The sequence below is a fragment of the Sphingopyxis sp. LARHCG72 genome, assembly GCF_052871675.1.
This window is the reverse complement of the sequence record NZ_JBIXJU010000008.1, coordinates 16613-37567: the sequence shown is the minus strand read 5'-3', so window position 1 is coordinate 37567 and position 20955 is coordinate 16613. Positions and strand designations below refer to the sequence as shown.

Here is a 20955-nt window from a genome sequence, read left to right as displayed (position 1 = left end):
GCCGATGGCCGTCGGCAAGCATATCGCACCCGTTCGTTTCCTGATCTTCCCGCTCGTGCTGGCCGGCGCGCTGGCCGCATCGATCGCCGCAGGGATCGATCCGCGCGCGGCGTTTCTCGTCGGTTTCGACGTTGCCGCCTTCGTCTTCCTCTGCACGGTCATGCCGCTGTTCCGTGCCGACGCCATGCAGATGCGCCGCCGCGCCGCGGACAATGATGCGAACCGCCTCGGCCTGCTCGCGATTTCGGTGCTGCTGTCGCTCGTCATCCTGTTCGCGGTCGGCACGCTGATAGCCAGCCCCGGCAAGCTCGATCGCTGCGACGTGATATTGATCATCGCGACGCTCGCGCTCGCCTGGCTGTTCGCGAACATGGTGTTCACGCTCCACTATGCGCATCTCTATTATCTGCAGAAGGGCGGGCGCGATCAGCGCGGGATCGAGGTTCCGGGGGTGCACGAGCCCGGTTACTGGGATTTCCTCTATTTCGCCTTCACGCTCGGCATGACCTTCCAGACCTCCGACGTCACCATATCGGGTCCGCATATGCGCCGCGTCGTGCTCGGCCACTGCATGGCGGCGTTTATCTTCAACATGGGCATTTTGGCGTTCACCGTGAATGCCATCGGCGGGTCATAGTCCCGTCAGGCGGTCGAGGTCGGCCGCGCTGTTGACGTTCGGCGGCACGAAGTCACTCGCCACGCCGCGCGCGCCGATCCGCCGGGCGAAAGCTTTCACCGCAAGGTCGCCCGCATCTTCCAGCATCGCCTGCAAGTCGCCCAACGCCGCGACCGGCCACAGCCCGATCACCGGCTGCGTTTCCAGAAACGCGGGCGCGGGCTCAAGCAGTCCCCGCAAATCACCCGGCAGGCGGACGCAATCGACCGGTGCGGTCAGCACCCGATCGAAGCCCGCGTCGGCGGCATGGAGGAGCGCCCCCGCAATCCCCCCGAGCGGCCCCATGTCGGCGCGCGGCCAGTCGGCGATCTCGCCCCGGCCGACGACGACCAGCGCATCGCAATACGGGCGGAGCGCCGCCGACGCATGATCGAGTAACGTTCGCCCGCCCAGCATCGCGAGCGCCTTGTCCGACCCGAAGCGGCTCGACCGCCCGCCCGCAAGCACCGCGCCGAGCGTCCTCATGCGATCATTCCGTGCGGATCGCTGACGATCAGCGCCGCATCGTGCCGCGCCAGCGCGACGAGCGTCAGCCCTGCTGCGGCCGCGCGCTCCGCCGCAAGGCTGGTCGGCGCCGAGATGGTGACGAGCATCGGGCACCCCGCACGCACGGTCTTTTCGACGAGCTCGTAACTGCACCGCGCCGACAGCAGGACAAAGCCGGTCGCGGGGTCGAGCCCCGCACGCGCCAGCGCGCCGATCAATTTGTCGAGCGCATTGTGCCGCCCGACATCTTCGCGGGCGAGCCGGATATCGCCGGCGGGGGAACAAAAAGCCGCGGCATGGACCGCGCCCGTCGCGCGGCCGAGCGGCTGATGGTCGGGCAGTGCAGCCAATGCCGCCGCGATGGCGCCGCGGTCGGTCGCGATCCGCGCGGTGACGGCGGGCAGGGGGCGCAGCACTTCCTCGATATTCTCGATCCCGCACAGCCCGCAGCTACTCTCGCTCACCCGCTTTCGCGCGCGGTCCAGTGCAATCGCGTTGCGCTCGGGCGGCAACCAGATGCGCAGCGCCCAACCGCCCTCGATCGGATGCACATCGACGCGCCCGATCTGGTCCGGCGTCTCGACCAGCCCCTCGCCCAGCGCAAAGCCGAGGGCATAATCCTCCAAGTCGGCGGGGGTCGCCATCATCACTGCATAAGCGATGCCGCCGACTTCGACCGAAACCGGCGCCTCGACCGCGATGCTGCGGGTCAGCGCTTCGTCGCCGGGGTCAGCGAGACCGAGCCGGCGGACGGGAAGATCGATCGTCGCGCGATTCATGCCGATGTCCTAGCCGATCCCGGCCCGCTTGTCTCAGGTCGCCCGGCCGAGCCGTTCGGCAAGAAAGTCGACGAACACCCGCACCCGCGCCGGCGTGTTCGCGCCGCCCGCGAACACCGCGTGGATCGCTTCGATATCGCCCGGATTATAGGCTTCTAGGATGGGGACGAGCGCGCCGCTTTCGATCTGGTCGGCGATGCTGAACGCGCCGACGCGCGCGATGCCGACCCCCGCCGCGGCGAGCTGCCCCAGTGTTTCGCCATTATTCGCCTCGATATTGCCCTGCACCGACAATGCATAGTCGCGCGTCCCGTCGCGGAACGGCCAGACCGGCTCGGCGCGGCGGAAATTGAAGTTCAGGCAGTTATGGTCGTGCAGGTCCTCGGGGCGGCGCGGCGTTCCGTGCGCGGCCAGATAGGCGGGCGCGGCGACGATCACGCGGCGGCTCTCGCCGAGCTTGCGCGCGGTCAGCGGGCTGTCGGCGAGCGGGCCGAAGCGGATCGCGACGTCGGCCTGTCCCGCCGCGATATCGACGAGCCGGTCGGCAAGGCTGATGTCTACGAGGATGTGCGGATAGAGCTTCACGAACTCGCCGATCAGCGGCACGATCGTCAGCCGACCGTGCGCCTGCGCCGCGCTGATGCGCAGCCGCCCGCGCGGGGCGCCCTGATCGGCGATCGCCTGCTCGGCATCGCCGAGGTCGGCGAGGATGCGCCGCGCCGCGCGCAGATAGGCCTCGCCCTCGGGGGTCAGCGTCAGCGCGCGGGTCGAACGCAGCAGCAGGCGGACGCCCAGCCGCGCCTCGATCCGGTCGATCGTGCGGCTGACCGCCGACGGGGTCAGGCCGAGGCAGCGGCCGGCGGCCGAAAAACTGCCCTCCGCGACGGTTGCGGCGAACACTTCCATCGATCGCGCGCGATCGCCGCCGCCATCCATCTTTGCGTTCATTTCAAAAATCCTTCGCCTGTGCTGGCGCTACTCCGGCTGGAGTGCGGAGTCCATCTATGCTTCCAACGCAACCGAAAGGGTGGATCATGGAATATCGTCAATTGGGATCGTCGGGGCTTCGCGTTCCGGCCTTGAGCTTCGGCACCGGGACCTTCGGTGGGCAGGGGCCGTTGTTCAGCGCGTGGGGCACGAGCGACGCTGCCGAGGCGCGGCGCTTGATCGACATCAGCCTCGACGCGGGGGTCACCTTGTTCGACACCGCCGACGTCTATTCGAACGGCGCGTCCGAGGAGATTTTGGGCGAAGCGATCAAGGGCCGCCGCGACGCGGTGCTGATCTCGACCAAGACCGGGCTGCCGATGGGCGACGGTCCGCGGGACTGGGGCGCCTCGCGCAGCCGGCTGATCGGCGCGGTCGAGGCTTCGCTGCGGCGGCTCGGCACCGACCATATCGACCTGCTCCAGCTCCACGCTTTCGACGCCTCGACCCCGGTCGACGAACTGATGGGCACGCTCGACACGCTGATCGCGGCGGGCAAGCTGCGCTACGCCGGTGTCTCCAACTATCCCGGCTGGCAACTGATGAAGGCGCAGGCGACCGCCGACCGGCTCGGCACCTCGCGCCTCGTCGCGCACCAGGTCTATTATTCGCTGATCGGGCGCGCCTATGAGGCCGACCTGATGCCGCTGGCCGCTGACCAGGGCGTCGGCGCGCTCGTGTGGAGCCCGCTCGGCTGGGGGCGCCTCACCGGCAAGATCGGGCGCGATCGCCCGGTTCCGGCAGGCAGCCGCCTGCATGAGACCGAACAGTTCGCCCCGCCCGTTGCCGACGAGCTGCTGTACCGCGTGATCGATGCGCTCGAACTGATCGCTGCCGAAACCGGCAAGACGGTGCCGCAGGTCGCGATCAACTGGCTGCTCCAGCGCCCGACGGTATCGTCGGTGATCATCGGCGCGCGGAACGAGGAGCAGCTCCGCCAGAATCTCGGCGCGGTTGGCTGGGCGCTGACCGCCGAGCAGATCGCCGCGCTCGACGCCGCGAGCGACGTCCTGCCGCCCTATCCGCACACCCCCTACCGGCAACAGGCGGGGTTCGCCCGGCTGAACCCGCCGCTCGTCTGACAGGATTCTCTCCCATGAAAATCAACTTTCCGCTGCTCGCGCTCGCGACGGGCGCCTTTGGCATCGGCATCACCGAATTCGCCCCGATGGGGCTGCTTCCCGACATGGCCGAGGGGCTGGGGGTTTCGATCCCCGCCGCCGGGCTGCTCGTCTCGGCCTATGCGCTCGGCGTGATGCTCGGCGCGCCGCTGATGACGCTCACCACCGCAAGGATGAACCGGCGGACCTTGCTGATCGGCCTGATTGCGATCTTCACGCTCGGCAATTTCCTGTCGGCGATCGCGGGCGATTACACGACCTTGATGATCGCGCGCGTGATCACCTCATTGAACCACGGCGCCTTCTTCGGCGTCGGCTCGGTCGTTGCGGCGAGTCTCGTTGCGCCCGAAAAACGCGCGAGCGCCGTCGCGGCGATGTTCATGGGACTGACGCTCGCCAATGTCATCGGCGTGCCGCTCGCGCCATGGATCGGCGAGACCTTCGGCTGGCGCACCGCGTTTGGCGTCATCGCGATCTGGGGCCTCTTCACGATGGTCGCGCTCCGTTTCGCGCTCCCCGATATCCCGCGTGCCGAGGGCGGCAACATGCTCGCCGAACTGGGCGTGCTGAAGCGCCGCGAGGTGCTGGTCGCATTGGCGCTGACCGCGATCGGATCGGCGGCGATGTTCACCGTCTTCACCTATATCGCACCGATCCTCACCGACGCGACGGGGGCGGGGACCCTGTTCGTGACCGCGATGCTGGTGATCTACGGTCTCGGCCTCACCGCCGGCAACTGGCTGGGCGGCATCTTCGCCGACCGCTCGATCGACCGCACCTTGATCGTCTCGCTCAGCGGGCTTGCGGCGATGCTGATCCTGTTCGCGGTCACGATGTATTCGCCCGTCGCCGCGGCGATCACGATCTTCCTGTGGGGCGTCGCGACCTTCGCCATCGTCCCGCCGCTCCAGATGCGCGTGATGGAGGCGGCATCCGATGCGCCCAACCTCGCCTCGGCGGTCAATATCGGTGCGTTCAACCTCGGCAATGCGATCGGCGCTGCGGTCGGCGGCGGCGTGATCGGCCTCGGCCTCGGTTATCCGGCGGTGTCGATTGCCGGCGCGGCGATGGCGGTCGCAGGTCTCGCGATCGTACTCGCATCGCGGACGCGGAAATCTCCGGCGTTAGCGCAAGCCTGACGATTGCCATTTCGGCGGCCGGGCCTATGCAATCATTGCCATGAACGCCGAGATTCTTGCTGTCCTGACGGGTAAGGCGCGTCCGTTCCGCGGCGACGATGAGCCGAGCGCCATCGGCAAGCTGCCGGTGGCGGACGCGGTCGCGGTCGGCGCGATGGGGCTTGCGGGCGACGAGCAGGCCGACCGCACCGTCCATGGCGGGATCGACAAGGCGATCCACCATTATCCCGCCGATCATTATGACTGGTGGCGGGGGTATTTGGGCGATGCGCCGCTGCTCGATGCGCCCGGTGCCTTCGGCGAGAATATCTCGACGGCGGGTCTCGACGAGGACAGCGTCTTCCTCGGCGACCGCTTCCGGCTCGGCACGGCGCTCGTCGAGGTGAGCCAGGCGCGCCAGCCGTGCTGGAAGCTCGACCATCGCTTCGGGACCAAGGGCGTGATGGCGCAGGTCGTGAAGACGCGGCGGACGGGTTGGTATTATCGCGTGCTCGAACCGGGTGTGGTGGGAGCGGGCGACGATCTCGCCCTCGTCGAACGGCCATATCCCGACTGGCCGCTCGCATCACTCTTCGGTCTGCTGATCGGCGGCGAGGCGAAGGATCGCCCCGCCGACCTTCGCGCGCTGCGCGAGGTGCCCATCCTCGCCGAAACATGGAAGGTCCGCCGCGCCAAGCTCGCCGAACAGTTCGGCGCCGATTAGGCGGTCATCGCAAAACGCTTCGGCGGCAGGCCGACATGGCGGGTAAAGGCGGTGCTGAACGCGCTCGCTGATCCATAGCCGACGCGCGCCGCAATCTCGTCGAGCTTGCTCGCGCGACGACGCAGCAAATCCTTGGCGATGCTCATCCGCCAGCCCTGCAGATATTCCATCGGCGGCACACCCACGGTCCGCGTAAAACGGTCGAAAAAGGCCGATCGCGACAGTGCCGCTTCCTTGGCGAGCGCGGCGACCGTCCACGGCCGCGCGGGCGCCCCGTGGATCTGGCGGATCGCCGCCGCCAGTCGCGGATCGCTTAGGCCGCGCAGCAGCCCCGGCGGCGCATCGTCGCCCTCGACCGAGCGCAGCGCCTCGACGATCAGCACCTCGACCAGCCGCGACAGGATCAGGTCGCATCCCGGCCGCTCTTCGCCCGCCTCCTCGCGCACCAGCCGCACCAGCGTCGCCAGCCGCTCGGCACCGCGCAGATGGATGAGCGCGGGAAGCTGCGAAACGAGCAGCGCGGCGTCGGGCGATTCAAAGACGAAATAGCCGCCGAGCATCGTCACATCGGGCGCGCCCTCCTGCCGGCCGTGGCGCACCTCGCCGGTCAGGTCCGCCGCCACGTGCGGATCGATGAAGACCGGCTCGGCGGGCTCGAACCCTGCCATCGTAAAGCCCGGCGTCGCGGGCAGGAAGACAAAGTCGCCTGCTTCGATCGTCAACGGATCGGCGCCGCCCACCGACAGGCGGCAGCGTCCTTTGATCACCGTGCAAAAGCCGGGGTGCCCGAAATCGCCATAGCGCACCGCCCAGCGTCCGGCGCCGCTGATCGCTTTCGCAAACACCGTGCGCGGGCGCAGCAGCGCGATCAGGTCGGACAAGGGATCGGTCATATGGACTATCTCGAATGAAATATGGATTTCAGATTATAGATAGTCCGGAATTCGCCGTCTAGGCTCCTTTCATCACCCACGAAAGGAAAACCCATGAAAACCATCCTCATCACCGGCTGCTCGTCGGGCTATGGCCTTGAAACAGCGCGTCATTTCCACGCGCGCGGCTGGAATGTCATCGCGACCATGCGCAATCCTGCCGCGGCACCTTTGACCCCTGCCGACCGCCTCCACCTCCTCTCGCTCGACATCACCGACCCCGACAGCATCGCGCTCGCGCTCGAACGCGCCGGACCGGTCGATGTCCTCGTGAACAACGCCGGTATCGGCCTGTTCGGCGCGCTCGAACATTCGCCGATGCAGAAGATCCGCGACGTTTATGCCACCAATACACTCGGCACGATCGCGATGACGCAGGCGGTAATCCCGCAGATGCGCCGGCGCGGTTCGGGGACGATCGTCAACGTCACCTCGTCGGCAACACTGGCCTCTTTCCCGCTGGCCGCCGCCTATACGGGCAGCAAGACCGCGATCCAGGGCTTCACCGGCAGCCTCGCGCACGAACTCGCCCCGCTCGGCGTCGCGGTGAAGCTCGTCGAACCCGGCTATGGTCCGACGACCGCCTTTGCGAGCAACACCGACATCCGCCTCGAAGATGTGCTGCCCGAACCCTATGCAGTTTATGCCGCCCCGATTCTCGCCGGCATGGCCGAACCCGCGCTGTTCACCACCGAGGCCGAGGTCGCGGCCGCGGTGTGGCAGGCGGTGCACGACCGGAGCGGCCGGTCCCATTTCCCTGCCGGGGCCGATGCGCTGGTGCTCGCTGCCTGACGCGGTCAGGCGCGGGTGAAGTGCATCACCCAATTGACCTCCCACGTCGCACCGCCGTCGGTCGAAAAGGCCTGTTCCCATTTGGCCGACCGCGGCGTGATATCCGACCAGCGGAAGCGCACGGTCACCGGCGTGCCCTTCCAGCTGTCTTCGGCAAGGAAGGTGCCGACGCCGTCCCTGAATGTCCCGCGCACCGGCACGTCGAGCCGGTCGGTCGCGCGCGAATCGAGCCACCAGATCGCCCATTGCTTTGTCGCGGGATCATAGGCGCGTAGCCCGACGCCGCGATAGGTCTCGTCCGGCGTGTGGAAGATATTGTCGTCGACATTCGCCGCGCCGCCGAGGATCGGCCAGTTTTCGCAGCTACCGTCGAACTCCATCCAGTCGTTGCTGCCGACGAGCCGCTCGCGAAGCTTGCGGTGGCGGACGTGCCAGCGGCCGGCGAGGAATTGCCAGTCACCGCTGGCGGCCGGCGGGCTTGCCGCGCTCGCCGCCGATCCCGCCAGTGCGGCGACGCCGCCGGCGAGGGCGATCTCCAGCGCGCTGCGGCGTGTCATATTCGTGCCGATCATCGATAGTCTCCTTTGCGTAGGAGACCGGCCTAGCCGGGGCTACCTGACAATCTTTGTCAGTTATTTATCCGGCCTTCGAAAAATTCCGGATCGGCCAGCCGCGCTTCGGCAACCAGCCGCTCGGTGTGTTCGGCGAGGCGAGCGGCCTCTTCTGGGGTAAAATACAGCCCCAGCTTGCTTCGCCGCCAGAGGATGTCGTCGGGTTGGCGCGCCCATTCGTGCGTCACCATCCAGCGCAGTTCGGCGACGCTCAGCCCGTGCGCGATTTCGCCGCCGAGCGCGTCCCATCCGGTCGCGTCGCCCAGCCAGCGCCGCGCATCGGTGCCATAGGCGCGGACGATCCGGTCGACCGTCGCGGCGGTCAGGAAGGGGTGGGCGAGCTTATATTCGGCCTTGAGCGCGGCGACGCCGGTAACCGGGAAGTCGCCGCCGGGCAGCGGTGCCTTCGCGGTCCAGTGCTTGCCCGAAAGCGCGGGGATATGGTCCGCCAGCTCGTCGACCGCGGCTTCGGCGACATGGCGGTAGCTGGTGATCTTGCCGCCATAGATGGTGAGCAGGGGGGCGCCTTCTTCCATGTCGAGGTCGATGCGATATCCGCGCGTCGCGGCCTCGGGCTTTCCCGACCCGTCCTCGATCAGCGGCCGGACGCCCGAATAGGTCCACACGACATCGGCGGGGGTGACGGGGGTGCGGAAATAGAGGCTCGCGCCTTCGCACAGATAGGCGATTTCCTCGTCGCTCGCCTTCGCCTCGCTCGCCGGGCCGTCATGATCCTGATCGGTCGTCCCGATGAGCGTGAAGTCGCGTTCGTAGGGAATGGCGAAGAAGATGCGGCCGTCGGGAAGCTGGAAGAAATAGGCATAGTCGTGCTCGAAAAGCCGGTGCACGACGATATGCGATCCGCGCACCAGCCGCATCTGGTGATCGGGTTCGGCATCGGCGCGTTTCAGCAGGTCGAGCACCGCCGGCCCCGCCGCATTCACGACGCTGCGCCCGGCGAAACGATAATGCTGGCCCTGATCGTCGCGCGCGTCGACGATCCACAGTCCGTCCTCGCAGCGCAGCATTTCGGCGTGCGTGCGCGTGCGGACCCGCGCGCCCCGATCCGCGGCGTCGCGCGCGTTGAGCGCGACGAGCCGCGCGTCGTCGACCCAGCCGTCCGAATATTCGAAGCCGCGGAGATATTGTGGCTGGAGCGCCGCGCCCGCGGTGTGACGCCTGAGGTCGATCGAGCGCGTCGCGGGCAGCTTCTTGCGGCCGCCGATATGGTCATAGAGGAAGAGGCCGAGGCGGAGCAGCCAGCGCGGACGCAGCCCGTCGCGATAGGGCAGGACGAAACGCAGCGGGCGGATGATGTGCGGCGCGATGCCCCACAATATTTCACGTTCCTTCAATGCCTCGCGCACGAGCCCGAATTCATAATGTTCGAGGTAGCGCAGCCCGCCGTGGATCAGCTTGGTCGACTTCGACGAGGTGCCTTGCGCCAAGTCGCCCGCCTCGAGCAGCAGGACGCGTGCGCCGCGTCCGGCGGCGTCGCGCGCGATCCCCGCGCCGTTGACGCCGCCGCCGACGACGATGACATCATAGGGCGGAGGGGCGTCGTTCATCGTGCGGTTTCCTAAGCCAAGTCGGCTACGCTTGCCAATGGCAAGACATCGTATGCGGCTTACGTATGCGCGTTGCATTCGTGCGACGCATCCTCCACTTCTGACCACGGATATCCAAGGGGACGAGCGTGAGCGTGAAAGTCGAAACACTGGTGCTGTTCGGCGCAACGGGCGACCTTGCGCAGCGCATGCTCTTTCCCTCGCTCTACAATCTCCACCTCGACGGGTTGCTCGCCGATGCGCTGACGATCATCGGGTCGGGGCGGTCGACAATGGACCGCGCGGCGTTCCAGTCGCAGGTGCGCGCGGCGCTGGCCGAGCATCTGCCCGCCGACCGCATCGACGAGGCCGGGGTCGCGGCGTTCCTCGACCGCATCGATTATTGCGCGATCGATGCGGGCGCCGGCACGGGTTATGACGATCTCGCGGTGTTGCTCGGCGAACGGATGCGGCGTCCGATCGGCGTCTATCTTTCGACCCCGCCGTCGATGTTCGGCCCGATCGCGCAAGGGTTGAAGGCGGCCGGGATCGCCTGCGCCGAATGCCGCATCGCGATGGAAAAGCCGATCGGCCACGACCTTGCCTCGTCGCGCGACGTCAACGCGCAGGTCGGCGATGCCTTTGCCGAGGACCGCGTCTTCCGCATCGACCATTATCTGGGCAAGGAAACGGTCCAGAACCTGCTCGCGCTGCGCTTTGCCAACATGCTCTTCGAACCGCTGTGGAACGCGCAGGCGATCGACCATGTCCAGATCACCGTCGCTGAAACCGTCGGGCTCGAAGGCCGTGTTTCCTATTATGACGGGGTCGGTGCGCTGAAGGACATGGTGCAGAACCATATGCTGCAATTGCTCGCGATCATCGCGATGGAGCCGCCGTCGAGCGTCTCGTCGACCGCGGTGCGCGACGAAAAGGTCAAGCTGCTGCGATCGCTGCGCCGCATGACCGCCGAGGATGTGAAAGCGCACAGCGTCAAGGGCCAGTATACCAGCGGCGCGGTCAACGGCGGCGCGGTCGCGGGTTATGCCGAGGAACTCGGCAACCCGTCGAACACCGAAACCTTCGTGGCGCTGAAGGCCTATATCGACAATTGGCGCTGGAAGGGCGTGCCCTTTTACCTCCGCACCGGCAAGCGGATGCCCGAGCGCAAATCCGAAGTGCTGATCCAGTTCAAGCCGGTGCCGCACAATATTTTCGCGCGGGTCGGCGCAGGCAAGCTCGATGCGAACAGCATGATCATCAACCTGCAGCCCGAGGAAAATATCCGGGTCAAGGTGATGGCGAAGCAGCCGGGGCTCGACCGCGACGGGGTGAAGCTCAAAGAGGTGACGATGGACGTCTCGCTCTCGCACAGCTTTGCCGGCGAGCGGCGGCGCATCGCCTACGAGCGCCTGCTGCTCGACTTCATCGAGGGCGATCAGACTTTGTTCGTGCGCCGCGACGAGGTCGAGGCGCAGTGGCAGTGGATCGATTCAATCCGCGACGCCTGGGCCGAAGTCGATATGGCGCCTCAGAATTACACTGCGGGAAGCTGGGGCCCGTCGAGCGCAATCGCGCTGATCGAGCGCGACGGAGCGAGCTGGCATGACTGATCTGAACCCCGTAATCGCCAAGGTTACCGACCGTATCATCGAACGCAGCGCGCCGCGCCGCGCCGCCTATCTCGACCTGATGGAGCGCCAGCGCGACGCCGGCACCAACCGCGGCAACCTGTCGTGCGGCAATCTCGCGCACGGTTTCGCCGCCGCGGGCGACGACAAGGCCGTAATCCGCACCGGCGGCGCGATGAACATCGGCATCGTCACCGCGTACAACGACATGCTCTCGGCGCATCAGCCCTATGGCCGCTATCCCGAGCAGATCAAACTCTTCGCGCGCGAAGTGGGCGCTACCGCGCAGGTCGCGGGCGGAGTCCCCGCGATGTGCGACGGGGTGACGCAGGGGCAGGCGGGCATGGACCTGTCGCTGTTCAGCCGCGACAATATCGCGCAGGGCACGGTGATCGCGCTCAGCCACGCGATGTTCGAAGGTGCGTTGCACCTCGGTATCTGTGACAAGATCGTCCCCGGCCTGCTGATCGGCGCGCTGCGTTTCGGCCACCTGCCGCAGATTCTCGTTCCCGCGGGGCCGATGCCCTCGGGCCTCGCGAACAAGGAAAAGCAGCGCGTCCGCCAGCTCTATGCCGAGGGCAAGGCCACCCGCGAAGAACTGCTCGAGGCCGAGGCGGCCTCCTATCATGGTGCGGGCACCTGCACCTTCTATGGCACCGCGAATTCGAACCAGATGATGATGGAACTGATGGGGCTGCACATCCCCGGCAGCGCCTTCGCCAACCCCGGTACGAAGCTGCGGCAGGAACTGACGCGCGCCGCGGCGCATCGCGTTGCTGCGATCGGCTGGGACGGTGACGATTATCGTCCGCTGTCGCGCTGCATCGACGAGAAGGCGATCGTCAACGCCGCTATCGGGCTGCTCGCCACCGGCGGCTCGACGAACCATGCGATCCACCTGCCCGCGATCGCGCGCGCGGCGGGGATCGTCATCGACTGGCAGGATTTCGACGAGCTGAGCCACGCGGTGCCGTTGCTGGCGCGCGTCTATCCGAACGGCGCGGGCGATGTGAACAATTTCCACGCCGCGGGCGGCATCGGCTATGTCGTGCGCGAGTTGCTGGGTGCCGGGCTGCTGCACGGCGACGTGCTGACGGTCGGCGGGACGATGGCGGACTATGCGTCGGAACCCGTGCTCGTGGACGACGAACTCCACTGGCAGGCGGCGCCCGAAACGAGCCGCGACGACACGATGCTGCGCCCGGTTGCGACGCCTTTCTCTCCCGACGGCGGGATGCGCCTGCTCGCGGGCAACCTTGGCCGCGCGATCATCAAGACCAGCGCGGTCGCCGAGGATCGCTTGACGATCGAGGCGCCGTGCCGGATCTTCGACACGCAGGATGCGGTGCTGGCGGCGTTCAAGGCGGGCGAACTCGAACGCGACGTGATCGTCGTCGTCCGCTTCCAGGGGCCGCGCGCCAACGGCATGCCCGAACTCCACAAGCTGACGCCGGCGCTCGGTGTGCTGCAGGATCGCGGTTTCCGCGTCGCGCTGCTCACCGACGGCCGCATGTCGGGCGCTAGCGGCAAGGTGCCCGCGGTGATCCATTTGTCGCCCGAAGCGCTGCCCGGCACCGACGGAGTCAGCGGCCCGCTTGCCTTCCTTGTCGATGGCGACATCGTTCGCGTCTGTGCGCGCAAGGGCGAAGTGCTCGCGCTCGTCGACCCCGATGTCTGGACCGCACGGAGTCCGGCCGTTCCGCCGCCGCCCGCGGTCGGCGTGGGCCGCGAACTGTTCGCACTGTTCCGCCATCATGCCGACGAAGCCGAAAAGGGCGGGTCGGCGGTCCTCGCCGCGATGGAAACAGTTATCTGAACCCGATCCGTTTGCCCCGCGGGCAGACTATGCAAATTTCGAATGGAGTAGAGAATGTCCGACAGCGGTATCGAGCAGATCATGCGTTTGGCGCCGGTCATCCCGGTGATCGTCATCGACCGCGTCGAGGATGCGGTGCCGATGGCCGAGGCGCTCGTCGCCGGCGGGCTCAAGGTGCTCGAAGTGACGATGCGCACCCCCGCCGCGCTCGACGCGATCCGGGCGATGAAGAAGGTTCCCGGCGCGGTGGTCGGCGCCGGCACCGTGCTCAATCCCCGGATGCTGGGGGACGCGCTCGACGCGGGCAGCGAATTCATCGTTTCGCCCGGCTTGACCGACAGCCTCGGGCAGGCGGCGATTACCGCGGGCGTTCCTTTCCTGCCCGGCGTCGCCAACGCGACGAACATCATGGCGGGGCTCGATATCGGGCTCGACAGCTTCAAATTCTTCCCTGCCGCGACGAGCGGCGGCGTCGCGGCGCTGAAGGCGCTGACCGGTCCGTTCGGCGGGATCAATTTCTGCCCCACCGGCGGGATCAGCGCAGCCACCGCGCCCGAATGGCTCGCGCTCGACCCGGTGCTGTGCGTCGGAGGCAGCTGGGTCGTGCCATCGGGTCCGCTCGACCCTGCGCGGATCGAAGCCCTGGCGCGTGAGGCGGCTGCGCTCGCGTCCTAACCGGGACGGCGAATTGGGCGCATTGATAAACGTCATCTTTACTGCCATCGTGCAGGGAAAGGCGGCAATATAGCCGCTTGGTGGGAGATGTGCGTGCCGAGACCGCAGCCGCATTTGGAAGAAGTCCTGGCGTCCGAACCCGGACCGCATATCGCCGCACTCTTCGATTTCGACGGAACGATCATCTCGGGCTATTCGGCGACCGCGATGCTGCGCGAGAAATTCCAGCGCCGCGAAATGTCGGTCGAGGAGATCGCCGAGACCGCGCAGGTTATTGCGCAGCACAGCCTCGGCACCATCGGCTTTTCGGGGCTGATGTCGGGCGCCGCAAAATTCATGAAGGGCGTCGACGAGGACAGTTTCATCGAGTTCGGCGAAGAGCTTTACAAAAAGCATATCGCGCGCAAGATTTACCCGGAGACGCGCGCGATCATCGAGGCGCATCAGGCGAAGGGGCACCGCGTCGCGATCATCTCGTCGGCGACGATCTACCAGATCGAGCCCACCGCGCGCGACCTCGGCATCGAGGATATCAAATGCTCGGCCTATGAAATCGAGGATGGCGTCTTTACCGGCGAGATCATCCGCCCGCTGTGCTTCGGCGAGGGCAAGGTGCTCGCGGCCGAGGAACTCGCCGCCGAATATGGCCTCGATCTCGATCAGAGCTTTTTCTATTCGGACAGCGACGACGATATCGAACTGCTCGAACGCGTCGGCAAGCCGCGCCCGCTCAACCCGAACCTGAAACTGAAGGCGATCGCCGAGGAAAATGGCTGGCCGGTGCAGCGTTTCGCGAGCCGAGGCACGCCGTCGTGGGTCGACTACACGCGCACCATCTATGCGACCGGTTCGCTCGTCGGCGCCTTCGCTGCGGGCCTCCCGATCTGGGCGCTGACGCGTTCGCAGCGCGAGGCGGCGAATTTCTCGATCGGGCTGTTCGGCGATTTCGCGACCGCGATCACCGGGGTTGAGCTCGAGGTCGAGGACGAGAAGAATCTCTGGTCCGCGCGTCCGTGCGTCTTTATCTTCAACCACCAGAGCAAGGCGGACGTGATGATCCTCGCCAAGCTCATCCGCCGCGACATGGGCGGGGTGGGCAAGAAAGAGATCAAGGATATTCCCATCCTCGGCAAGCTGATGGAATGGGGCGGCACGGTCTTCGTCGACCGCGCCGACGGCAAGAGCGCGATCAAGGCGATGGAGCCGCTCGTCGACGCGATCAAGGTCGAGGGCAAGTCGATCTGCATCTCGCCCGAAGGCACGCGCAGCCTGACGCCGAAGCTCGAACCCTTCAAGAAGGGGGCGTTCCATCTGGCGATGCAGGCGGGGGTGCCGATCGTCCCGATCGTGATCCATAACGCCACCGACGTCGCGCCGAAGAACGAGTTCGTGATGCGCCCCGCGACGGTGCGCGTCACCGTGCTGCCACCCGTCGACACATCGAAATGGAGCCCGCGGACGATAAACGCGCATGTCCGCGATGTGCGGAACATGTTCCTGCGCACGCTCGGCCAGCCCGAGGAAAGCGTGGCGGAATCGGTAGCGAAAGAGCCAACGCCCGAAGCCGCGCCGCCCGCAGCCAAGGCCGAAAAGGCCAAGCCCAAAAAGGCGGCCACGAAAAAGCCCGCCGCGAAGAAAAAGGCCCCCGCCAAAAAAACCGCGGCGGCCAAGGGAAAGACTGGCTAAGCGGTGGCCGACGGAACGTCCCGCACCCCGATCGTGACGGAGGACGCGGCCGACCGGCTCTATATCATCGACGCGCGCAACGGGGTCGAGCGGCGGCTGCTGCTCGACTGGGTGCATGCGACATCGAGCGACAACGAGCCGCAATGGGCGAGCCTTGCGATCGAGGACGACGATCATGCGCTGCCGCTCGACATGCTGCGCGCGCGGCTCGACGGATCGCCGTCGCGGCAGGTCGTGCCGTTGCGCGTCGCGTGGCGCATCCCGGGTTTCGAGCGCGACCGCGCGCTCAAATTCCGCCACATCCTCTTCGGAGATCCACGCCATCCCGGGCCGCTCCGCTCGCGGTTGATCCTGCTCCGCGACCGGCGCCGCGCCCAGATACTGGTCGGCGAAGCGGCGACGCTCGATGCGCTGCGCGACCGCTTCTGCCGCCAGACCGGCGGCGGCGACGGCGAGGGGACCGACAGCCCCGAATTCGCAGGCTTTGTTGCGCGGCAGGCGGGGCTCGCGCTCGACGTCGCCGAACGCGGCATCCGGGGTACCCGCTACAAAGTCCCGCGCTTCGTCGCCGATGGCCTGCGCACCAGCCCCAAATTCCGCGCCGCACTCGCCGAACTGTCCGAAGCGACCGGCCGCCCCGTCGCCGATCTCTTTCGTGAAGCCCGGCCGTTGATGAAGGAGGTCATCGCGCGGCCGTCGGCGCTTTTTCTCGATCTTCGCGCACGTCTCGACCGGATGATGTTCGGCGGTTACGCGCCCGAGATGGAGGTCGATGCCGCCGAGCTTGCGAGGCTACGCAACATATTGCGTGAACATCCCACCGCGATCCTTTTCACGCACAAGACCTATATCGACGGCGCGACGCCGAGCCGGCTGACTTATGAAAACGACCTGCCGATGTTGCACAGCTTCGGCGGCGCCAATCTCGACTTCGCGGTGATGGGCGAATTCTTCCGCCGCTCGGGGATGATCTTCATCCGGCGCAGCTTCCAGGACCAGCCGGTCTACAAGCTCGTGCTGCGTCACTATATCGCGTGGCTGCTCGCGAAGCGTTTCCCCTTGAGCTGGGCGTTCGAGGGTACCCGCTCGCGGCTCGGCAAGCTGATGCCGCCCAAATATGGGCTGATGAAATATGTCCTCGACGCCGCCCACGCGACGGGGACGAAGGATGTGCATTTCGTCCCCTTCGTCACCAGTTTCGACCTGATCCGCGACGTCGAGGAATATGCCGCCGAACAGACCGGCCGGAACAAGAAGCCCGAAAGCCTCTCGTGGTTTCTCGGCTATATGAAGAGCCTGAAGGCGCCGTCGGGACGCATCCGGCTCGATATCGGCAACCCGGTCGTGATCGGTGAGGCACCCGGTCCCGACGACAAGCGCGCGCTCGAAACAATTGCCTTCGCGGTCGCGGTCGAGGCGAACCGCGTCACCCCGCTGACCGTCACCTCGGTCATGTGCCTGATCCTGCTCGGCATGGCGCCGCGCGGGGCGACGTCGGCCGAACTGCTCGGCGCGATCGGCGCGGTGACCGACTGGGCGCGGGCGCGCGATATCCGCCTCAGCAGCGAGCTCGAAAGCGGCGACGATGGCGCGCTATCGGCGACCGTCGACACGCTCGTCGAGAGCGGACTGCTGACGCGCTACGAAGCGGGCAGCGAGAATGTCTATTCGATCGACCCCGCCAAGCATCCGATGGCGAGTTATTATCGCAACATCATCGCGCATCATTTCCTTGACCGCGCGATGATCGAGCTTGCGTTCTTTGAATTGCGCGATGGCGACAGCGGCGATGCGACCGCGGCTTTCTGGGCGAAGATCGATCGCCTGCGCGACCTGTTCAAGTTCGAATTTTTCTATCCGCCGCGTGACGAGCACCGCGCCGCGATCGAGGCCGAACTCGCGCGCATCGATCCCGTATGGGACCGTCGGCTCGCGAGCGGCGATCGCGGCATCGCGCAGCTCCTTCGCCGCTGCCAGCCGGTCGTCGGTCATGCGATCCTGCTGCCCTTTGCCGAGGCCTATTCGGTCGTCGCCGGGCAGCTCGCGCGCGCCAAGCCGGGCGATGTCGTCGACGAACAGGCGCTGCTCGATGCCGCGCTGGCCGAAGGGAGGCAGGCGTATCTGCTCCGCCGGATCAGCAGCGAGGCGGCGATCGGCAAATTGCTCTTCGCCAATGGATTGTCGCTGATGCGCCACATGGGGCTCACCGACGAGGCGACCCCGGTGAACCTCGCTGCGCGCCGCGCGCTGCTGATGGAACTGCGCGGCCTTGCCAACGTCATGGAAACGATGCGGCTGTCGACGGTCGCGCTTGCCGACCGTTTGCCGGGTTCAGGAGGATAGATGCTCAAACAGCTCAGCGCGCAGGACGCCCAGTTCCTCTATACGCAGACCGCGAACAACCTCACGCACATCATGGGCGTCTATATCTACGACCCCTCGACCGCGCCGGGCGGCTTCGTGCGCTTCAAGGATATCATCCGCCACGTCGAAAGCCGCGTCGATACCTCGCCCTTGTTCAAGCGCCGCCTCCACCGCCTGCCGTTCGACATGGACCATCCCTATTGGGTCGAGGACGAGCATTTCGATATCGAGGCGCATATGAGCCACGCTCGCTTGCCCGAGCCCGGCGACTGGCGGCAATTCTGTATCGCCGTCGCGCGCTGGTTCTCGAAGCCGATGGATATGAACCGTCCGCTCTGGGACATCTATATCATCGAGGGGCTCGACCGCATTCCGGGCATCCCGAAGGGCAGTTTCGCGATGCTGCACCGCGTCCACCACGCCGCGGTCGACGGCGCATCGGGCGCGCACGCCTTCATCGCGATGAGCGACATCGATGCAAAGGGCACGCCCGCGATCGCCGAGCCGCCGCCGGTCGAGGAGTTGGGCAAGGCGCCGTCGAGCGCCGAAACATTGTCGCGCGCCTGGTCGGCGTCGATGCAGTCGCCGGTCAAGTTCATGAACGCGCTGATGAAGATGTCGCCCGCGATCATTTCGTCGGCGCGCAAATCGATTTCCGAGGGCGGCATGACCGCGGGCGTTCCTGAAACGCGCTTCAATGTGCCCGTCGGCCCGCACAAGATGTTCGACGCGACGACGGTCGCGCTGGCTGACGTGGCCGAAATCCGCAAGAAGGTGCCCGGCGCGACGGTCAATGATGTCGTGCTGACGACCGTCGGCGGCGCGCTGCGCAAATATCTCCAGAAACACAAGGAGCTGCCGCAGGACAGCCTTGTCGCGGTTGCACCGATCAATCTGCGCGGGAAGGGCGGCAAGGCGTCGAAGCCGGGAAATCAGGTGTCGGCGATGAGCGTGCCGATCCGCACCGACATCGCCGACCCGCTCGAACGGCTCGCGGCGGTCCGCGATTATACGGTCGAGGCAAAGGAAGCCAAAGCAGGCGTCAGCGCGCGGATCATGACCGACCTGTCGCAGCATATACCCGGCGCGACGATGGCGGCGGTCGCGCGGCTCGTCACCAGCGAGCGTTTCGCGGTGCGCGGCACGAACCTCTTCATCTCGAACGTGCCGGGGGCGCAGGTGCCGCTCTATCTGGCGGGCGCGCAGCTTGTGCAACAGCACGGCATGGCGCCGCTCGCGAACAATATGGGGCTGTTCGTCGCGACGCCGAGTTACAACGGCCGGATCGCCTTTTCGATCATCGGCGAGCGATCGATCATGCCCGACATCGCCTTTTTTCGCGAATGTATCGACGAAAGTTTCGCCGACCTCATGGCGGCGGTTCCCAGGCCCGAGAAGCCCAAAGCCGCTACGGCAAAGCCGAAACTCCCGGCAAAGCCGAAGCCGAAACCGAAAACTGTCTCGAAACCTGCTGCGAAGGACAGGGTGAAACCGGTTGCTAAAGCGAACGCAACCGGCAAGAATCCGAAAAAATAAACCATGCTCTCGCAGGACTACCGAATGCTATTCACCCCGACGCTCAGCGCCGACCGCGATCTCGTGACCGCGCCCGACTATGCCGCATGGTCCAAAGCGGCGCGCGAACATGACAAAAAGTCGGGTCTGCAGGCTTGGCGCGACGCCGACGAAAGCAAGCATTTCGACTATAAGGCGATCCGCGCGCGGCTCGAAAAGCTGCGCAAGCTGTCGGCGGCGGGCGACGTCAAGGGGCTGCTCTTCGTTTTGAACGAAGGCATCCACGGCAACATCGACGGTATGGGGCACGAACGGCTGTATCAAAAGGCGCGTTTCGGCACCAAGAAGCTGGTCGAGGATTATGTCGCCGAGGTTGTCGCGTCGCTCGACAAGATCGCCGCGGCGCGCAGCATCAGCCGTGAGGAAAAGCGCGACTTCTTCCGCCGTGCGCAACATTGCTACGGCCGTTCGGCGCTGCTGCTCTCGGGATCGGGCAGCTTTCTTTTCTTCCACATCGGCGTCGTGAAGGCCTTGTGGGAAGAAGGCGTGCTGCCCGCGATCATGTCGGGCGCAAGCGGCGGGTCGATCGTCGCGGCGGTCGTGTGCACGCGCAAGAACGCCGACATCGGCGCCTTCTTCGAAAGCGAGCGCCTCGCCAACCCCGCGCGTGATCCCGAACAAAGGCGTCTCGCGCCCGACGAGGTGCGCGAGCGCCTCGCCGACCTGATCCCCGACCTGACCTTTCAGGAAGCCTATGAGGTCAGCGGCCGTCACCTCAACATCTCGGTCGCGCCGGCGGAAAAGCACCAGAACGGCCGCCTGCTCAACGCGATCACCGCGCCCAATGTGCTGATCCGCGAAGCGGTGCTCGCGTCGTGCGCGGTGCCCGGCGTGTTCCCGCCGGTAATGCTGATGGCGCGCGACGACAGCGGCGCGCGCGTTCCGTACCAGCCCGACCGGCGCTGGGTCGACGGGTCGGTGACGCACGATATCCCGACCAAGCGGCTCGAACGCCTTTACGGGGTGAACCATCATATCGTCAGCCAGGCGAACCCGATCGCGCTGCCCTTCGCGACCGACACGCGCAAGCAGATGGCGCCGATCGAGGCGATCCAGCACGCGTCGATGACGACCTTCAAGGCGTGGCTCAACGCCAATATGGTGATCTTCCAGAAGCCGCTCGAGCTGATCCCGCCGCTCAACAGCCTCGCCAACATGGCGCGATCGGTGATCAACCAGGAATATACCGGCGACATCAACATCATCCGCCCGCCGAAATTCTGGTCGCCGACGAAGATCCTGTCCGACCTCGCGCAGGAGGATATTGAAGAGTTGATCGATACGGGCGAACGCACCGCCTGGCCGAAGGTCGAAATGGTCCGCACCCAGACCGCGATCAGCCGCGCGCTCGAAGCCATTTTGGCAAAGATCGACAAGGCGGGCGACGACGGCCCCGGCCACCGCAGCGCCGCGCTCCAGAAAGCGGTGCGCTGAG

General features: G+C 66.3%; 18 protein-coding genes. 12 read left to right on the top strand and 6 right to left on the bottom strand.

Annotation, left to right across the window (positions count from 1 at the left end):
- The first annotated feature begins 4 nt into the window (after positions 1 to 4).
- Complete coding sequence (locus ACIPPQ_RS17160; RefSeq protein WP_446545284.1) at positions 5 to 637, top strand: DUF1345 domain-containing protein; 633 nt, start codon at positions 5 to 7, stop codon at positions 635 to 637.
- On the opposite strand, the gene mobA is transcribed toward ACIPPQ_RS17160, so the two are convergent.
- From mobA to ACIPPQ_RS17145, 3 genes are read right to left on the bottom strand one after another with little or no spacing between them, the layout of a single operon-like run.
- The gene (gene mobA / locus ACIPPQ_RS17155; protein ID WP_446545283.1) at positions 632 to 1141 is read right to left on the bottom strand and encodes a molybdenum cofactor guanylyltransferase; all 510 of its coding nucleotides are present in this window, start codon (positions 1139 to 1141) and stop codon (positions 632 to 634) included. The genes ACIPPQ_RS17160 and mobA overlap by 6 nt on opposite strands.
- Positions 1138 to 1941, bottom strand: coding sequence for a formate dehydrogenase accessory sulfurtransferase FdhD (fdhD, locus tag ACIPPQ_RS17150; RefSeq protein ID WP_446545282.1), 804 nt, complete (start codon positions 1939 to 1941; stop codon positions 1138 to 1140). Before fdhD ends, mobA begins: the two co-directional genes overlap by 4 nt.
- A 33-nt stretch (positions 1942 to 1974) precedes the next feature.
- Positions 1975 to 2889: a LysR family transcriptional regulator gene (locus ACIPPQ_RS17145; RefSeq protein WP_446545281.1), complete on the bottom strand. Its 915-nt coding sequence runs from the start codon at positions 2887 to 2889 to the stop codon at positions 1975 to 1977.
- Between the two features lie 86 nt (positions 2890 to 2975).
- Here ACIPPQ_RS17145 and ACIPPQ_RS17140 point away from each other — a divergent pair, with 86 nt between their 5' ends.
- From ACIPPQ_RS17140 to ACIPPQ_RS17130, 3 genes are read left to right on the top strand one after another with little or no spacing between them, the layout of a single operon-like run.
- Positions 2976 to 4010 carry an aldo/keto reductase gene (locus tag ACIPPQ_RS17140; RefSeq protein WP_446545280.1) on the top strand — a complete coding sequence of 345 codons (1035 nt, stop codon included), beginning with the start codon at positions 2976 to 2978 and terminating at the stop codon, positions 4008 to 4010.
- Positions 4011 to 4024: 14 nt separating this feature from the next.
- Positions 4025 to 5188, top strand: a complete 1164-nt coding sequence (locus ACIPPQ_RS17135; RefSeq protein ID WP_446545279.1) for an MFS transporter — start codon at positions 4025 to 4027, stop codon at positions 5186 to 5188.
- A 40-nt stretch (positions 5189 to 5228) separates the two neighbouring features.
- Positions 5229 to 5891, top strand: a complete 663-nt coding sequence (locus ACIPPQ_RS17130; protein ID WP_446545278.1) for an MOSC domain-containing protein — start codon at positions 5229 to 5231, stop codon at positions 5889 to 5891.
- Here the strand turns inward: ACIPPQ_RS17130 and ACIPPQ_RS17125 are convergent.
- Positions 5888 to 6784, bottom strand: a complete 897-nt coding sequence (locus ACIPPQ_RS17125; protein ID WP_446545277.1) for an AraC family transcriptional regulator — start codon at positions 6782 to 6784, stop codon at positions 5888 to 5890. The genes ACIPPQ_RS17130 and ACIPPQ_RS17125 overlap by 4 nt on opposite strands.
- Positions 6785 to 6877: 93 nt before the next feature.
- Between ACIPPQ_RS17125 and ACIPPQ_RS17120 the strand changes: the two genes are divergently transcribed.
- A complete protein-coding gene (locus ACIPPQ_RS17120; RefSeq protein WP_446545276.1) occupies positions 6878 to 7615 on the top strand; it encodes an SDR family oxidoreductase in 738 nt (245 codons plus the stop codon).
- A 5-nt stretch (positions 7616 to 7620) separates the two neighbouring features.
- Here ACIPPQ_RS17120 and ACIPPQ_RS17115 read toward each other — a convergent pair whose 3' ends face one another.
- Positions 7621 to 8187, bottom strand: coding sequence for a DUF1579 domain-containing protein (locus ACIPPQ_RS17115; RefSeq protein WP_446545275.1), 567 nt, complete (start codon positions 8185 to 8187; stop codon positions 7621 to 7623).
- A gap of 56 nt (positions 8188 to 8243) precedes the next feature.
- Positions 8244 to 9794, bottom strand: a complete 1551-nt coding sequence (gene glpD, locus ACIPPQ_RS17110; protein ID WP_446545274.1) for a glycerol-3-phosphate dehydrogenase — start codon at positions 9792 to 9794, stop codon at positions 8244 to 8246.
- 188 nt (positions 9795 to 9982) lie between these two features.
- On the opposite strand from glpD, the gene zwf reads away from it, so the two are divergent.
- From zwf to ACIPPQ_RS17075, 7 genes are all read left to right on the top strand, one after another.
- Positions 9983 to 11386 (top strand): glucose-6-phosphate dehydrogenase, encoded by a 1404-nt coding sequence (zwf, locus tag ACIPPQ_RS17105; protein WP_446545449.1) that lies wholly within the window; start codon positions 9983 to 9985, stop codon positions 11384 to 11386.
- Positions 11379 to 13220: a phosphogluconate dehydratase gene (gene edd / locus ACIPPQ_RS17100; RefSeq protein WP_446545273.1), complete on the top strand. Its 1842-nt coding sequence runs from the start codon at positions 11379 to 11381 to the stop codon at positions 13218 to 13220. Before zwf ends, edd begins: the two co-directional genes overlap by 8 nt.
- Before the next feature lie 54 nt (positions 13221 to 13274).
- Positions 13275 to 13895, top strand: a complete 621-nt coding sequence (gene eda / locus ACIPPQ_RS17095) for a bifunctional 4-hydroxy-2-oxoglutarate aldolase/2-dehydro-3-deoxy-phosphogluconate aldolase (protein ID WP_446545272.1) — start codon at positions 13275 to 13277, stop codon at positions 13893 to 13895.
- Positions 13896 to 13982: 87 nt separating this feature from the next.
- A complete protein-coding gene (locus ACIPPQ_RS17090; protein ID WP_446545271.1) occupies positions 13983 to 15581 on the top strand; it encodes an HAD-IB family hydrolase in 1599 nt (532 codons plus the stop codon).
- A 3-nt stretch (positions 15582 to 15584) separates the two neighbouring features.
- Entirely contained in the window at positions 15585 to 17924 is a 2340-nt protein-coding gene (locus tag ACIPPQ_RS17085) for a glycerol-3-phosphate 1-O-acyltransferase (protein ID WP_446545270.1), read from the top strand.
- Positions 17925 to 19481 carry a wax ester/triacylglycerol synthase family O-acyltransferase gene (locus tag ACIPPQ_RS17080; protein WP_446545269.1) on the top strand — a complete coding sequence of 519 codons (1557 nt, stop codon included), beginning with the start codon at positions 17925 to 17927 and terminating at the stop codon, positions 19479 to 19481.
- 24 nt (positions 19482 to 19505) lie between these two features.
- Positions 19506 to 20954 (top strand): DUF3336 domain-containing protein, encoded by a 1449-nt coding sequence (locus ACIPPQ_RS17075; RefSeq protein ID WP_446545268.1) that lies wholly within the window; start codon positions 19506 to 19508, stop codon positions 20952 to 20954.
- The last annotated feature ends 1 nt before the right edge of the window (position 20955 follow it).

Bases quoted from the DNA above. Each gene is read 5' to 3' on its own strand.
- ACIPPQ_RS17080 (WP_446545269.1), top strand. From the start codon at position 17,925: ATGCTCAAACAGCTCAGCGCGCAGGACGCCCAGTTCCTCTATACGCAG.
- ACIPPQ_RS17120 (WP_446545276.1), top strand. From the start codon at position 6,878: ATGAAAACCATCCTCATCACCGGCTGCTCGTCGGGCTATGGCCTTGAA.
- ACIPPQ_RS17115 (WP_446545275.1), bottom strand. From the start codon at position 8,187: ATGATCGGCACGAATATGACACGCCGCAGCGCGCTGGAGATCGCCCTC.
- mobA (WP_446545283.1), bottom strand. From the start codon at position 1,141: ATGAGGACGCTCGGCGCGGTGCTTGCGGGCGGGCGGTCGAGCCGCTTC.
- ACIPPQ_RS17140 (WP_446545280.1), top strand. From the start codon at position 2,976: ATGGAATATCGTCAATTGGGATCGTCGGGGCTTCGCGTTCCGGCCTTG.
- fdhD (WP_446545282.1), bottom strand. From the start codon at position 1,941: ATGAATCGCGCGACGATCGATCTTCCCGTCCGCCGGCTCGGTCTCGCT.
- ACIPPQ_RS17125 (WP_446545277.1), bottom strand. From the start codon at position 6,784: ATGACCGATCCCTTGTCCGACCTGATCGCGCTGCTGCGCCCGCGCACG.
- zwf (WP_446545449.1), top strand. From the start codon at position 9,983: ATGCTCTTTCCCTCGCTCTACAATCTCCACCTCGACGGGTTGCTCGCC.
- ACIPPQ_RS17135 (WP_446545279.1), top strand. From the start codon at position 4,025: ATGAAAATCAACTTTCCGCTGCTCGCGCTCGCGACGGGCGCCTTTGGC.
- edd (WP_446545273.1), top strand. From the start codon at position 11,379: ATGACTGATCTGAACCCCGTAATCGCCAAGGTTACCGACCGTATCATC.
- glpD (WP_446545274.1), bottom strand. From the start codon at position 9,794: ATGAACGACGCCCCTCCGCCCTATGATGTCATCGTCGTCGGCGGCGGC.
- ACIPPQ_RS17075 (WP_446545268.1), top strand. From the start codon at position 19,506: ATGCTATTCACCCCGACGCTCAGCGCCGACCGCGATCTCGTGACCGCG.
- ACIPPQ_RS17145 (WP_446545281.1), bottom strand. From the start codon at position 2,889: ATGAACGCAAAGATGGATGGCGGCGGCGATCGCGCGCGATCGATGGAA.
- ACIPPQ_RS17130 (WP_446545278.1), top strand. From the start codon at position 5,229: ATGAACGCCGAGATTCTTGCTGTCCTGACGGGTAAGGCGCGTCCGTTC.
- ACIPPQ_RS17160 (WP_446545284.1), top strand. From the start codon at position 5: ATGGCCGTCGGCAAGCATATCGCACCCGTTCGTTTCCTGATCTTCCCG.
- eda (WP_446545272.1), top strand. From the start codon at position 13,275: ATGTCCGACAGCGGTATCGAGCAGATCATGCGTTTGGCGCCGGTCATC.
- ACIPPQ_RS17090 (WP_446545271.1), top strand. From the start codon at position 13,983: ATGTGCGTGCCGAGACCGCAGCCGCATTTGGAAGAAGTCCTGGCGTCC.